The sequence below is a fragment of the Peribacillus sp. NPDC094092 genome, assembly GCF_050279365.1.
GTDB lineage: Bacteria > Bacillota > Bacilli > Bacillales > DSM-1321 > Peribacillus.
This window is the reverse complement of record NZ_JBNNUC010000001.1, coordinates 1534372-1547527: the sequence shown is the minus strand read 5'-3', so window position 1 is coordinate 1547527 and position 13156 is coordinate 1534372. Positions and strand designations below refer to the sequence as shown.

The window sequence follows — 13156 nt, the reverse complement described above, 5'->3', positions numbered from 1 at the left end:
GTCTATCTCGTATGAAAATTTCTCTGGTTTTTATTTTCAATCTATAGGATCATTCACCTCGATTAGTAGTGGAACCTACATATTAGTATAAGTAACTGGACCTCAATCAGTCAAAAATTTCACACTAAAAACCTAAGGAAAAAAGGATATTTATCCATTATTTAGTTTTTAATTGTATGGAAAATGTCGTAAGGAAATCGGTAGAGTGACAGGATAAGGTTCCTTGATGCTTTAAAACGATTTCTTTACAGACAAATAACCCCAATCCCGTTCCTCTTTTTTTTGTGGTGATGAATGGTTCAAAAATATTCGGCAGGACGTCATCAGGTATCTTCGGCCCATTGTTCGATATATTTAAAGTAAGAATGCCTGGTGGTGATTCAGACCCTGAAATGTAAATGGATGGGGAAGGCATCCCTGCAACCACATCAAGAGCATTTAAGATAATATTAAGCAATACTTGACGGAATTCTTCTTTAGAACCGGAAATTACGGCATCCTCGGCAATATTACATGTAATGGAAGCATTAACTTCCAAAATGCTTGGATATAAAAATTCGATCACCTCATTCACAAGCTGAGAAATGGAAAATAGATCAGGTGGTGATGTTGAAGTTTCTTTTTTGGAAATATTAAGAAATTGTGTGATCCGGTAATTGAGCTGATCCAATTCCTTCGAAATGATATCAAGGTATTTTATCTCAGGTTGTTCTGCCTGTAACAGTTGTATGAATCCCATGATGGAAGTCAGTGGATTTCTGAATTCATGAACAAAGCTTGAGGTCATTTGGCCAAGGAGAGTCAGCCGGTCTTTATGGTTTGGGCTTATGAATTGATAGCGTTCTTCAAGTTCCATCGTTTTCAATTCGGTATAATGGGATAATGCAAAATGAATGAGTTTATCGAAGTAAACGTTTACTTGCTTAATTAAATCCGATATTTCTTCTTTGGATGATTCGGAATTCAAAACATGCTCAATGATGATGGATCTCCCGATGGTTGCAGTGGACAAGAAATTTTCCATATCCAATTGCTTATTAACTCGATCAGACGCAATTTTTTCCCCCACGACCTTCAGTACATCGTCTATTTCAGTATCCGATTTTCCAAGCTGATCCATTAGCAGATTGAAAATATTTTCCACTTCTCCTTTAAAATACCCCAGATATCCGTCCGGTAAATGCAGTAACTCATCTTTCCATTTAGAAATGATACTGCCTTTTTGAGAAGATAAAAAGTGAATGGTCATTTCTCGATTAGATACCATTTTGCCCTCCATACTGTAGGAAAATGAATTTACTTTTGATCCAGAAATCGCTTTATTTGAATAAAATTACAAAATATCAAAATAATTACATCTTGTTTTCATGATAACAGATATATGTTCTTTTAACATGTGTCAATTGGATAAATATTCGGCAATCATTCAATAAATCCCTTTTTTTGACACAGTTTTATTACAGTAATTACAGGGATTAGTAACAAAAAAAGGTATCCGTAAAGTTAATGACGGTTACCTTTTTTATGGAATGCATATGGTTCGATGTGAACGATCGCATGCTGGATATTATATTCCTTCAAAAGATTTTCTTCGATTTTAACCGTTATATCATGACCTTGAATGACGGTCAAAAGAGGGTTAACATGAACGGTGGTTTCGAGCAGGATTTCACTTCCGTGCATCCGGGCTTTAATTTCACTCATGTCTTTAACACCCTCTGTCAATATAATGGTTTGTCCGATCTTTTGCAGGAGCTGCTCGTCGAAACCATCAGTTAAAGAGATGGAGGCATCACGAAAGATGTCCCATGCAGTTTTGCATATAATGACCCCCACGACTGCTGCAGCTATGGCATCCAGCCAAGGGATTCCCATCTTAGTACCGATTATTCCAATGAAAGCACCAACACTGACTAGGGCATCGGAACGATTATCCTGTGCAACAGCATAGATGGAAGAGCTGTTGATCTTTTTACTTAATGATAAGTTATAACGGTAGATTCCATACATGAAAAATGCAGAGAATAGAGCGACATAACCGGTCAGCATACTGGGAACGGTTGTTGAATCTTGGTGAAAGAAGGATTCAATGGCACTGAATACCACCTGAAGGCCAACGGTGATCATGATGAAGGCAGCTACCAACGAGGCTACGGTTTCCGCCCGTAAGTGACCATATGAATGATTATCATCAGGAGGTCTCTTTGATATTTTCAAACCGATCAAAACGGCTAAGGAAGCGATGATGTCGGTCGTATTATTTAAACCATCAGCCCAAAGCCCTTTAGAATCACCGAAATAACCAAATGACAATTTAAGAGCAGACAAGAATATGTAAGCGGCAATGCTTATGTAGGCGCCTTTTTCAGCTGAAATCGAATGTTTATCCATGTCCATTCCCTCCCCTATGTAAATTGGCTTACTATCATACCTTAGTGGGTCTATAGAAAATTGCCTTATATAGCCAACAAAAGAATATCACCACAAGTACAATTTCTTTAATTGTCATTTATAGAAACTAATAGTATATTCTAACCGATGATCGAAAATTAAATACTTCCGCAAGGGGAGCCAAAAAGGCTTAGAGAGAGGGGTCTGGTTCGGACACTTTGAACCTGATGTTAGCACGCTGCAGGATGTGGTTTTGGGCAGCGATCAGCGCCCCGGTGTTTTTTCGGCTCTTCAAAAGGCCGGATCCTATAAGGATCCGGCCTTTTTCGGAGAATGCTCTATTCAATCCACAGGGCGAACCCGCTCGATCTTCATTTTGCAATGAATACCGAACAGGGTGCGTTTTTCGCAATGGAACTACTTGTGCTGCCAAGGAAGAATTTTTCCAAACCGCTTTTAGCGCTATTGCCGACAACGATAAGGTCGGCTGAAGTTCTTGCTGCAAAGTCACATACGCTATCTGGCGCATATCCTTCCAATAGTTCGAATTTTCCCTTGACTTGACATTCACTTAACAATCTCAACGTATTACTTTCTGCGTTCCGAATACTATTCTCGACGGGGGAAGGGGTGTCATTTACCTTTTGAGGTCCTGGCTGATCGACTTCAATAACGGGATGTGTCTGGACTGGATCCACATAGAATCCGGCAGCAGGTACGAACCCCGGTGCCGAGGCGTCTCCCATGATACGCTGTTCAACCTTATCATTCAGGACATGAACTACTGTCAACTCGGCTTTTGGAAAGGCCTTTTTCAATGTGGCTCCATATTCCACGGCCCGTTTACTCTCTTCATTTCCATCAAAAGCGACGACAATATGTTTTAAGTCTTTCATTAATATCATCTCTCCCCTTTATAAGACCTTATAATCGTTATACCCAATTTTAAATGGCTTCACGCCTTTGATCTGTATATAGATTGCCTTTTACGGGTAAAGCATAGATACGAGCATAGTTAAAATGGTAGGATGAAATCTGGTCCTTCATTTAGCTGGCATTTTCAGGCGATGAAAGGATATCATCGGCAAGGTGCCGATTCGCGAGTAAGTGCTACAAGAAAAGGATGCCTTTTATTCAATCGGCGAGTTTTCTTTAATAAAAAGGGTAAAATATTTTTAATGAAACATGTCTCAGATGGAAAAATGGGGGTACAAATGAAAGGGTTAGTGAAATTAGGTCTAATTATAATATTGGCGATTGTGGTTTTAGGCGCAGGTTCACTATTGTATTTCAGGCAGGGTGCAGATATAAGTCATCTTGAAAATAGTCTTCAGCAACCTACAGGAATTTATGATCTGGATGGGAACCTTGCCAGTACGATCACGGCAAATAAATCCGAAGGGGTTGCGATAGAGGAAATACCGGAACATATGAAACAAGCGGTGGTTTCCATTGAGGATCACCGTTTTTATGAACATCACGGCATAGATTATCAAGGGATTATGCGGGCTTTGGTTAAAAATGCGAAGGCTGGAAGTGTTGTTGAAGGCGGGAGCACTCTCACCCAGCAGCTTGTGAAAATCACGATGCTGGAATCGAATCGAACATTGAAGAGGAAGATAGAAGAGTTTTTTCTAGCCCAGGAAGTTGAAAATCAATATACAAAAGATGAAATTCTGGAAATGTACTTGAATCAAGTTTATTTTGGCCATGGGGCATGGGGAATCAAAAAGGCCGCAAATATTTATTTTTCCAAAGAGGTCTCTGAATTGACCGTTGCCGAGGGAGCTTTGCTGGCGGGTGTCATTAACTTGCCATCCAAACTTGATCCATACAAGAATTTAGACGGGGCGGTCAAGAGGCGTGATTTGGTTCTTTCGAGAATGGCGGAACATGGTTATTTGACCAAAGATGAAGAAGCAGCTGCAAAAAAAGATTCGGTGACACTTCTTATGGGGGAGAAGGAAACCGATCCATTAAGAGGTAAATATCCTTATTTTGTCGATCATGTTTTATCGGAAGCATCAAGTAAATATGGAATTAAGCTTGAGGAGCTGCTTTCAAAGGGATACAAGATTTACACGACACTGGACCAGTCCATGCAGCAGGCGACAGAAACCGTGTATGCGAATGATGCCAATTTTCCAGTGGGAACAAGTGCAGATGAACTGGTTCAAAGCGGGTCTATCCTCCTTGATCCTGAAACGGGGGGCATAAAGGCGCTTGTCGGTGGGAGAGGTAAGCATCAATTCATGGGATATAACCGGGCAACCCAGCTGACAAGATCTCCTGGTTCATCGATTAAACCGCTTGTCGTATACTTGCCAGCGGTTGAAGAGGGATACGATATCACTGACCCTTTAAAGGATGAAAAAATGAGCTTCGGTGAATATGAGCCAACAAACCTTAGTGGTGTATATAAAGGAGAAGTGCCCATGTATGAAGCGGTGATGAATTCCTTGAATGTACCAACGGTTTGGCTATTGAATGAGATTGGCATCGATAAGGGGCTTGATTCACTTGATCGGTTTGGGATTCCATATGAAAAGGATGATCGAAACCTATCGATAGCTTTGGGGGGGATGAAAAAAGGTGTGTCCCCGCTGCAGATGGCGGGAGCCTTTTCAGCTTTCGCCAACGATGGGGAAAGGATGGAAACCCATGCCATTGTAAGAATAGAAAATGCCGATGGGAAAGAGGTGGCAGCCTGGAAAGAGAAAAGCACCAAAGTGACTTCTGAAGGCGCCGTCGACAAAATGAATGCCATGCTGCTTGGAACAGTTGAATATGGCACAGCGAAAAACGCGGCTGTTTCCGGTTATGAAATAGCAGGTAAAACGGGGTCCACCCAAGTTCCCATCGAAGGAATATCAGGGGTTAAAGATCAATGGTTCATCGGTTATTCACCTACACTGGTCGGTGCTGTATGGGCTGGATATGATAAGACGGACGAAAAGCATTATCTAACGACACACAGCAGTGAGGGAAGTGCAATCATCTTTCAAAAAATAATGTCGCAAGCATTACAGAATCAAGCTGCTCAATCCTTTAAAGCTCAAGATATCGGTCCTCTTATAGCTGAACAGCAGGCAATTATAGCTGAGCAAAAGGCAAAAGAAGAAGAGGAGCAAAGGAGACAATATTGGATTGATAAAGGAAATGAAATTCGCGAGGGTTTGAATAAATGGAGGGACTGGGAGTTGCCGTGGTGATTCTCAGGAAAGGGTACAGGGTGAACAAGCTTTTGCTTAATTCAATCAACAAAAAAGACTGTCAATGATTGACAGTCTTTCATCGTTCTTAAAAAATGAGATTTGCTATTATGCCGATTACGACGATTGCGCCTATCACCATTAAAATGGTTCTCATATCTATACACCCTCTTCATGAAGTAGTTGAAATCATTTAAATATTAACGGTTTGGTTCGATTGGAAACGAAATGCACTTTCATCATTTTCTTTACAAATAGCCTGTACTTTTTCTAGCATGGCATGTACATTCTCGCCTTCAAGTATGACTTTCATGGTTGCACACTCTTGAAGAATGAGCACAAAGGATACGAAAGTCGAAAGCTTCTTGGCATCGACCAATTTATGGTTGCAGATAAAATATATATTCCCTTTAAATTCTTTTGTAACTTGATATAAGTTCATGATTTGTCGCATGGATAATCTTTTATTTGTTTTAATATCAGAAGAAATCACTTTATTCATGTCGTTTACTCCTTTTGTTTTTATACTTTTGGAAAAGCATAATCAAGATGTCAATTCAGCTACAATTTTTTAAATGAACAAGTATGTTTGTCTTTTTATGTAATTGTTAGCGGGTCATGTTGTATATTTACCCGAGTGAAAGATTTTGAAACCTATTTGAAACTTTCGATTTTTTGAGGGGGAACGAACCATGCTCACACTTATTAAAAATGGGGAGCTTTTTGGTCCGGAATATATGGGCCAAAAAGATATCCTCTTGGTTGGAAAGCAAATTGGCTTCATTGAGGACAAGATTGATGTACCTGCCAATTTCGTTGAAATAAATGTAATTGATGCGAGTGGTCAAATTGTTGTTCCGGGTTTTATAGATGCTCACGTACATATCATCGGCGGAGGCGGGGAAGGGGGCTATAAAACGAGGACACCAGAAATCCAATTAACAGATGCCACTTTAGCGGGTATAACAACATTGATAGGGGTCATTGGAACAGATGGAACGACAAGGACCATGCCGGCACTGCTTGCTAAAGCGAGAGCGCTTGAAGAAGAAGGAATTAGCTGCTTCGTTCAAACTGGTTCCTATCAAGTTCCAGTCAAGACGTTAACCGGTAAAATCGAAGATGATTTGATTCTTGTGGATAAAATTATCGGTGTTGGCGAAATAGCCATTGCTGATCATCGTTCTTCACAGCCGACTGCAGCTGAACTGGCTAAACTGGCCTCACAGGCGCGTAATGGAGGTCTGTTGTCCGGGAAAAGCGGTATCGTCAACATTCATGTCGGCGACAGTCTAGATCATTTGCGTGTAATTGAAGAAGTTGTCGAGACAACGGAAATACCGATCACTCAGTTCTACCCTACACATATAAATCGAAATCCGCATTTATTCAATGCAGGTGTGGAATATGCAAAAAAAGGGGGATATATCGATTTTACGACAAGTACGATCCAGAAGTTCCTTGAAGAAGGCGAGGTCAAAGCAAGTACAGCAATAAAAATGGCACTGGAAAAAGGCGTTGAAATCGGGCAGATCACCATAACTTCTGATGGACAAGCCAGCCTGCCTGACTTCGATGACAGCGGTAACCTGCGCGGTTTGAACATTGGTACATGCAAGTCCTTATATGATTGTGTTGTCGATGCTATCCTCGAGGATGGGGTTACAATTCCCAATGCCCTACGAGTTGTGACGGAAAATCCGGCAAACATTTTAAAGCTTTCTACAAAGGGGCAGCTTGCGGTAGGTAAGGATGCCGATATCATCATGATGAAGAAAAAAACTTTAGAAATGAATAGTGTTATCGCGATGGGGCAGATCATGGTCAAAGATGGTCAAGCGGTCGTGAAAGGAACATTTGAAAGATAAATCTTATTTTGTTGGTAAGGTATCGCGAATGGAATGCGATTATGGCAGTAGCGATTTCCTTGTGATACTTCCAGCAATCCTGAAACGCCAAAGGGGTTCGATTGATCCGATCCCAAACCATTATTTTAAAAGTATACTTGGATTTGGATGGAACCCTCATTGGATTGAAAGTTTGCGACACTCCTGCCGAATAACTGGCCACAGGCGCTCGCTTTGATGCTTGGCAGACAGTCGGCGGAAAGGGAGCGGATTTCCGAAATCAACTATAACATTTTTAAAGAAAAAAACGGCAGACAACTGGCTTTTCTACGAGTTTGTCTACAGTCTACGACCCATTTGTTATTTAATGGGTCTTTTTTTGTGCTGGATACTTTTTTGGATAGGTCTTGAATCGTTCGAGCATATCAACAATTTGTAGGTAATCGATATGAAATTTCCCCATTAATGGTTCTTATTTTCAAAATGAAGGTGAGGTATTGGAAAACATATTCTAAATAAAGGTAAAGTGAGAAAAATTCATTCTATTTAACATATTATTAAAAACATGGATGTATTATCCTTTTATATAAGGAAATGTAGTTTATGAAACAGCATTTAATCACAGACATAAAGACCAATAAATACATTTTGGGCTGTTATTTCATGACTGTTCAAAACCTTGGTAAGTTTGCGAAACAAATCTATCTTAAGGGGAGAAATGAAATGGAAAAGACGGGAGACCCAATAATGAAAGCGTATTCAAATGATGCTGAACCGGAAATGTTTCGTGTATTGACTCCTGATGGCGAAATCATTGAAGCGATTGATGGGAGAATCGATAGATCACTTATGCTAAAGATGTATGAGAGCATGCTCTTGCTCAGAACATTTGACCGAAAATCCATTAATCTCCAGCGCCAAGGCAGGATTGGAACTTATGCACCTTTTGAAGGACAGGAAGCATCCCAGGTAGGAAGCGCTTTAGCGTTGTCGGCAGGGGATTGGATGTTTCCCACATACCGTGATCATGGAGCGGCAATCATTCATGGGCAGGAATTATACCGTGTTTTCCTATACTGGATGGCTCATTTTGATGGCTCGATTTGTCCTGAAGGAAAAAGGATATTGCCCCCAAGTGTTCCAATTGCCACTCAAATGGTTCATGCTGTTGGCACGGCTTGGGCAAGTAAGATTAGAGGCGAAAAAAATGTCAGCATTGCTTATTTTGGTGATGGAGCCACTTCTGAAGGGGACTTTCATGAGGCACTGAATTTTGCTGGCGTTTATAAAACCCCAACAATCTTTTTCTGCCAAAATAATGGCTACGCGATCAGTGTCCCCTTTGAAAAGCAATCGGCATCCAAAACAATATCCCAGCGGGCTGCCGCTTATGACATCCATGGGGTGCGAGTGGATGGAAATGATATTTTCGCAGTATGGCTGACAGTAAAGCAGGCTGTCGAAAGAGCGCTTAAAGGGGAAGGACCTACATTAATCGAGGCCATTACCTTTCGTTATGGCGCGCATACTACTGCAGACAATCCGAACATATATCGCGATCAGGACGAAATTTCAACGTTCTGGAGGGAAAACCGGGATCCCATTACACGTCTTAGAAAGTATTTGAATAAAGAGGGCCACTGGAATGAAGAGCAAGAGGAATTGACGATAAGACAATTCAACGAACTGATTGATGCTCACCTTCAAAAAGCAGAAGGGTATCCAAAATCCAACCCGCTCGAAATGTTTAACCATGTATATGCCGAAGAGTCATGGCATTTAAAGGAACAGAAGCAGGAATTGAACCAAATCCTTAGGAAAGGCGGGAAGAAATAATGGGCAAAAATTTAACGATGCTCCAGGCTATTACGGAAGCGATGGACCAAATGCTGGGTCATGATGATCGCGTGATGATCATGGGTGAGGATATTGGAGTGAATGGCGGGGTTTTTCGATCGACGGAAGGACTTTATGAGAAGTATGGAAAAGATCGAGTCGTTGATACGCCCTTAGCTGAATCCGGGATCATCGGCACTGCCATTGGTTTAGCCCTTAACGGAATGCTGCCCATTGTGGAGATACAGTTTCTCGCCTTTATTTATCCAGGATTCGAACAACTCGTTTCCCATGCTGCCCGTATGAGGTATCGTACGCGTGGGCAATTTGGGGTACCCCTTTTAATCCGTACTCCATATGGTGCCGGAATCAGGGGTCCGGAACTTCATTCCGAAAGTGTCGAAACCTTCTTTGCCCATACTCCGGGTTTAAAGGTGGTTGCACCCAGTAATCCCTATGACGCAAAAGGGCTGCTCATTTCAGCCCTCGAAGATCCAGATCCGGTGATTTTTTTGGAACCGACGAAATTGTACCGGGCTTTCAAGGAAGAAGTTCCCGACGAAATGTACCGAATACCAATCGGGCAGGCAAAAGTGGTCCAGGAGGGAAGCGATCTGACCATTTATGCATGGGGGGCCATGTTAAGGGAGGCATTGAATGCCGCGAAAAAGATTGAAGCAGAAAAAGGCTGGAAGTGTGAAGTGGTCGATCTTCGAACATTATACCCTTTGGATAGGGATACGATCGTGCAATCCATTAAAAAGACAGGTCGTGCATTAATCGTACATGAAGCCCATAAGACTGCAGGATTAGGTGCGGAGATTATCTCCATCATTAATGATGAAGCTCTTATTTACCTGAAAGCGCCGATTAAGCGTGTAACAGGATTTGATGTACCGGTTCCGCCTTTTACAATAGAAGATCATTATTTACCGACTGTTGACCGTGTAAAACAAGGAATTGTCGAAACGTTATCATTTTAATGGTGATTAAGGGAGAAGGAGGATGACGCATGATGGAATTTAAACTTCCTGATGTAGGGGAAGGGATGCATGAAGGGGAAATTATCCAATGGCTCATCAAAGAAGGGGAGGCGGTAAAACAGGACCAACCCATTGTTGAGGTGCAAACGGATAAAGTCAATGCGGAATTGACCGCCCCTGCAGCGGGAGTGGTCAAGAAAATATTTTTTTCCGAAGGGGATATCGTGGAAGTGGGAACCACTATATTCACCATTCAGGAAGAGAACGAATCGTCAGTTCCGGATAAAGGCATGATTGACGAAGAAGTCCAAGTCGCGCAATCTGGCGATGTAAAAGTAAATGGAGAACATATTAAGACTAAACAGAATCAAGAGGTAGTGCGTGCGTTGGCAACGCCATTCGTTCGTCAATTGGCGAGGGAGATGAAGGTTAATATCGAGAAGGTTAAAGGCTCCGGGCCTGCTGGGCGAATTACTGAAAGTGACCTGAAGAAGTTTAAAGATAAAGAAAATAACCCGATTACACTGGAAGATGCCAAACTTCATGATAACAAGGTTGTTCAAGAGATGGCCCTGATGAATGATGCCATCCAGGCAAAAGGAGTGGAAAATGAGTGGGAAGAGCGGATTCCGCTTAAAGGCATTCGAAAAAAAATCGCTGAACATATGGTAAAGTCGGTCTCGACCATTCCTCATGTAACCCATGTAGATGAATTGGAAATGGACCGATTGAAGGAATTTAAAAATCAATTGAAAGAGTACTCCGATGATAAGGATATAAAGTTGACCTTTTTGCCATTTTTCGTTAAAGCCATTGTCATCGCCTTAAAGGAGTTCAAAACATTAAACGCTTCAATTGATGAAAAGACCAATGAAATCATCCTGAAGAATTATTATCATATTGGGATTGCGACGAATACAAAAGAGGGTCTCATAGTTCCAGTCATAAAACATGCCGATCAAAAGACCATTTTCGAACTGGCTGATGAAATCAGGCAATTGGCAGCCCAAGCCCGTGAAGGGAAGTTGAGCATTGATCAAATCACAGGCAGTACATTCACCATCAGCAATGTAGGACCGATCGGAGGGATGCACGCGACCCCGATCATTAACTATCCGGAAGCGGCCATACTAGCTTTGCATAAAATGGAACATCGCATGGTCGTTCGCGATTTGGAAGGTGTTATCCGTTTAATGATGAATATGTCTCTTTCTTTCGATCATCGTTTGATTGATGGGGTAACAGCGGTGCATTTTACAAATAGAATCAAGGAATTGCTGGAGAATCCAATTCGTTTAGTTGTGGAGATGAGATAAATGGTAGTTGGGGAAGTTGCTGTAGAGACGGATGTTATCATCATTGGAGGAGGTCCGGGAGGATATGCTGCGGCTATCCGTCTCGGCCAGTTAGGAAAATCTGTCGTGCTGGTTGAAAAGGATAAGCTTGGCGGGGTTTGCCTTAATCGGGGCTGTATACCTTCAAAGGCATTAATTCACACAGCCGATCAATACCAAAGGCTTAACGATTTAGGAAAAATGGGAATCCGGCTATCCCAGGAAAGAACCACTATGGACTTGGGAGTTTGGCAGGATTGGAAAGCGGGCATCACATCTCAATTGAGGCAAGGTATTGCCCATTTGTGTAAGGAAAATGGAGTGACGGTGGTAAAAGGTCATGCGGCCTTTTTATCTGATGACCGTATTGGGGTTGAAACGGATGGCGATTTTGAAACTTACAAGTTTGAACAGGCAATTATTGCCACGGGGTCCAGACCTTTCATTCCATCCTTCATTAAAGTCGATGGAGAATATATATTGGATTCAACTTCATCTTTGCAGCTGCAGGAGGTTCCTTCAAGCTTGTCGATCATTGGCGGTGGATATATCGGAATCGAATTGGGCATGGCATTTGCAAAGCTGGGTACTAAAGTGACCATCATTGAAATGGCCAATCGCATACTCCCCCAAATTGCTGAAAACCTGGTAAAGGAAGTCACCCGGAATGCCAAGAAGCTTGGGGTGAATATCAAAACATCCATGAGGGTAGAAAAGGCGAGTGTAGTGGATGGCCATGTACATCTACATGTTTCCTCAGAGGAGCAGGGGATGGAAGTGCTCGTGAGTGAAAAGGCCCTGGTTACAATTGGCAGGCTACCTAACACTGAAAATATTGGCCTGAATCGGGCTGGAGTTACAGTTAGTGAAAAAGGTCATATAGCAGTGGATATGGAATGTCGTACAAATGTGCCGCACATCTTTGCCATCGGTGACACTACACCTGGTCCAGCTCTTGCGCATCGAGCGTCCAAACAGGGAATAGTGGCAGCTGAAGTGATTGGGGGGCTGCCAAGTGCCGTTGACTCGCCTAATGTTCCCTATGTAATCTTCTCGGACCCACAAATAGCTGGTGTTGGTTTAAGCCGTGAAGAAGCTGAACAACAGGGGTACAGCGTCAAAATCGGCAAATTTCCGTTCAGTGCCAATGGAAGGGCGCTTGCAACGGATGAAACAGAAGGATTTGCAGAAGTGATCGTGGATGCTGATAGCCACATATTGCTCGGAATGCATATGGTAGGGGCTGATGCTTCCAACCTTATAGGTGAAGGGGTCCTTGCCCTTGAGCTGGCGGCCAGGGTCGAAGATATAGCCCTGGTCATGCATCCGCATCCAACTTTGACGGAGGGGTGGATGGAAGCGGCTGAGGCAGTTTTGGGACATGCGATTCACATCGTAAATAAATAGGAAAAGTCATGGGGATTACCAAAGTAGTCCCCGATTAGAGTGTTTTATTTTGATGGAGTCAGAAACCTGTCATTGGTCCCCAAAAGGCAAGGATATTAGAAAATTCACGCCATTTCCAAAATTTGATCCGGCGTTTGACCAGATAG

The 13156-nt window shown here is 42.2% G+C and carries 10 protein-coding genes; 6 read left to right on the top strand and 4 right to left on the bottom strand.

The features are described 5' to 3' along the window. Positions 1–157 precede the first annotated feature (157 nt). The 3 genes from ACQKNS_RS07420 to ACQKNS_RS07410 all read right to left on the bottom strand — a co-directional run bounded on the left by ACQKNS_RS07420 (position 158) and on the right by ACQKNS_RS07410 (position 3287). Positions 158–1267, bottom strand: a complete 1110-nt coding sequence (locus ACQKNS_RS07420) for a histidine kinase N-terminal domain-containing protein (protein WP_427641839.1) — start codon at positions 1265–1267, stop codon at positions 158–160. A gap of 236 nt (positions 1268–1503) precedes the next feature. After that, positions 1504–2391 carry a cation diffusion facilitator family transporter gene (locus ACQKNS_RS07415; RefSeq protein WP_427641838.1) on the bottom strand — a complete coding sequence of 296 codons (888 nt, stop codon included), beginning with the start codon at positions 2389–2391 and terminating at the stop codon, positions 1504–1506. A gap of 371 nt (positions 2392–2762) precedes the next feature. After that, positions 2763–3287 carry a universal stress protein gene (locus tag ACQKNS_RS07410; RefSeq protein WP_427641837.1) on the bottom strand — a complete coding sequence of 175 codons (525 nt, stop codon included), beginning with the start codon at positions 3285–3287 and terminating at the stop codon, positions 2763–2765. Positions 3288–3605: 318 nt separating this feature from the next. Here ACQKNS_RS07410 and ACQKNS_RS07405 point away from each other — a divergent pair, with 318 nt between their 5' ends. Continuing rightward, the gene (locus ACQKNS_RS07405) at positions 3606–5603 is read left to right on the top strand and encodes a transglycosylase domain-containing protein (protein WP_427641836.1); all 1998 of its coding nucleotides are present in this window, start codon (positions 3606–3608) and stop codon (positions 5601–5603) included. 193 nt (positions 5604–5796) lie between these two features. Here the strand turns inward: ACQKNS_RS07405 and ACQKNS_RS07400 are convergent, their stop codons facing one another. After that, the gene (locus ACQKNS_RS07400; protein ID WP_133348951.1) at positions 5797–6105 is read right to left on the bottom strand and encodes a hypothetical protein; all 309 of its coding nucleotides are present in this window, start codon (positions 6103–6105) and stop codon (positions 5797–5799) included. A gap of 190 nt (positions 6106–6295) precedes the next feature. On the opposite strand from ACQKNS_RS07400, the gene iadA reads away from it, so the two are divergent. The 5 genes from iadA to lpdA all read left to right on the top strand — a co-directional run bounded on the left by iadA (position 6296) and on the right by lpdA (position 13010). Next, positions 6296–7471, top strand: coding sequence for a beta-aspartyl-peptidase (iadA, locus tag ACQKNS_RS07395; RefSeq protein WP_427641835.1), 1176 nt, complete (start codon positions 6296–6298; stop codon positions 7469–7471). A gap of 726 nt (positions 7472–8197) precedes the next feature. Beyond that, a complete protein-coding gene (pdhA, locus tag ACQKNS_RS07390; protein ID WP_427642166.1) occupies positions 8198–9286 on the top strand; it encodes a pyruvate dehydrogenase (acetyl-transferring) E1 component subunit alpha in 1089 nt (362 codons plus the stop codon). Beyond that, positions 9286–10269, top strand: a complete 984-nt coding sequence (locus ACQKNS_RS07385) for an alpha-ketoacid dehydrogenase subunit beta (RefSeq protein ID WP_427641834.1) — start codon at positions 9286–9288, stop codon at positions 10267–10269. The genes pdhA and ACQKNS_RS07385 overlap by 1 nt, the downstream gene beginning before the upstream one ends. A gap of 29 nt (positions 10270–10298) precedes the next feature. Next, positions 10299–11585 carry a dihydrolipoamide acetyltransferase family protein gene (locus ACQKNS_RS07380; protein WP_427641833.1) on the top strand — a complete coding sequence of 429 codons (1287 nt, stop codon included), beginning with the start codon at positions 10299–10301 and terminating at the stop codon, positions 11583–11585. After that, positions 11586–13010: a dihydrolipoyl dehydrogenase gene (gene lpdA, locus ACQKNS_RS07375; RefSeq protein WP_427641832.1), complete on the top strand. Its 1425-nt coding sequence runs from the start codon at positions 11586–11588 to the stop codon at positions 13008–13010. Positions 13011–13156 lie beyond the last annotated feature (146 nt).

Coding starts and splice junctions, on each gene's coding strand:
- pdhA (WP_427642166.1), top strand. CDS start 8,198: ATGAAAGCGTATTCAAATGATGCTGAACCGGAAATGTTTCGTGTATTG.
- ACQKNS_RS07415 (WP_427641838.1), bottom strand. CDS start 2,391: ATGGATAAACATTCGATTTCAGCTGAAAAAGGCGCCTACATAAGCATT.
- ACQKNS_RS07420 (WP_427641839.1), bottom strand. CDS start 1,267: ATGGTATCTAATCGAGAAATGACCATTCACTTTTTATCTTCTCAAAAA.
- ACQKNS_RS07410 (WP_427641837.1), bottom strand. CDS start 3,287: ATGAAAGACTTAAAACATATTGTCGTCGCTTTTGATGGAAATGAAGAG.
- lpdA (WP_427641832.1), top strand. CDS start 11,586: ATGGTAGTTGGGGAAGTTGCTGTAGAGACGGATGTTATCATCATTGGA.
- ACQKNS_RS07385 (WP_427641834.1), top strand. CDS start 9,286: ATGGGCAAAAATTTAACGATGCTCCAGGCTATTACGGAAGCGATGGAC.
- ACQKNS_RS07380 (WP_427641833.1), top strand. CDS start 10,299: ATGATGGAATTTAAACTTCCTGATGTAGGGGAAGGGATGCATGAAGGG.
- ACQKNS_RS07400 (WP_133348951.1), bottom strand. CDS start 6,105: ATGAATAAAGTGATTTCTTCTGATATTAAAACAAATAAAAGATTATCC.
- iadA (WP_427641835.1), top strand. CDS start 6,296: ATGCTCACACTTATTAAAAATGGGGAGCTTTTTGGTCCGGAATATATG.
- ACQKNS_RS07405 (WP_427641836.1), top strand. CDS start 3,606: ATGAAAGGGTTAGTGAAATTAGGTCTAATTATAATATTGGCGATTGTG.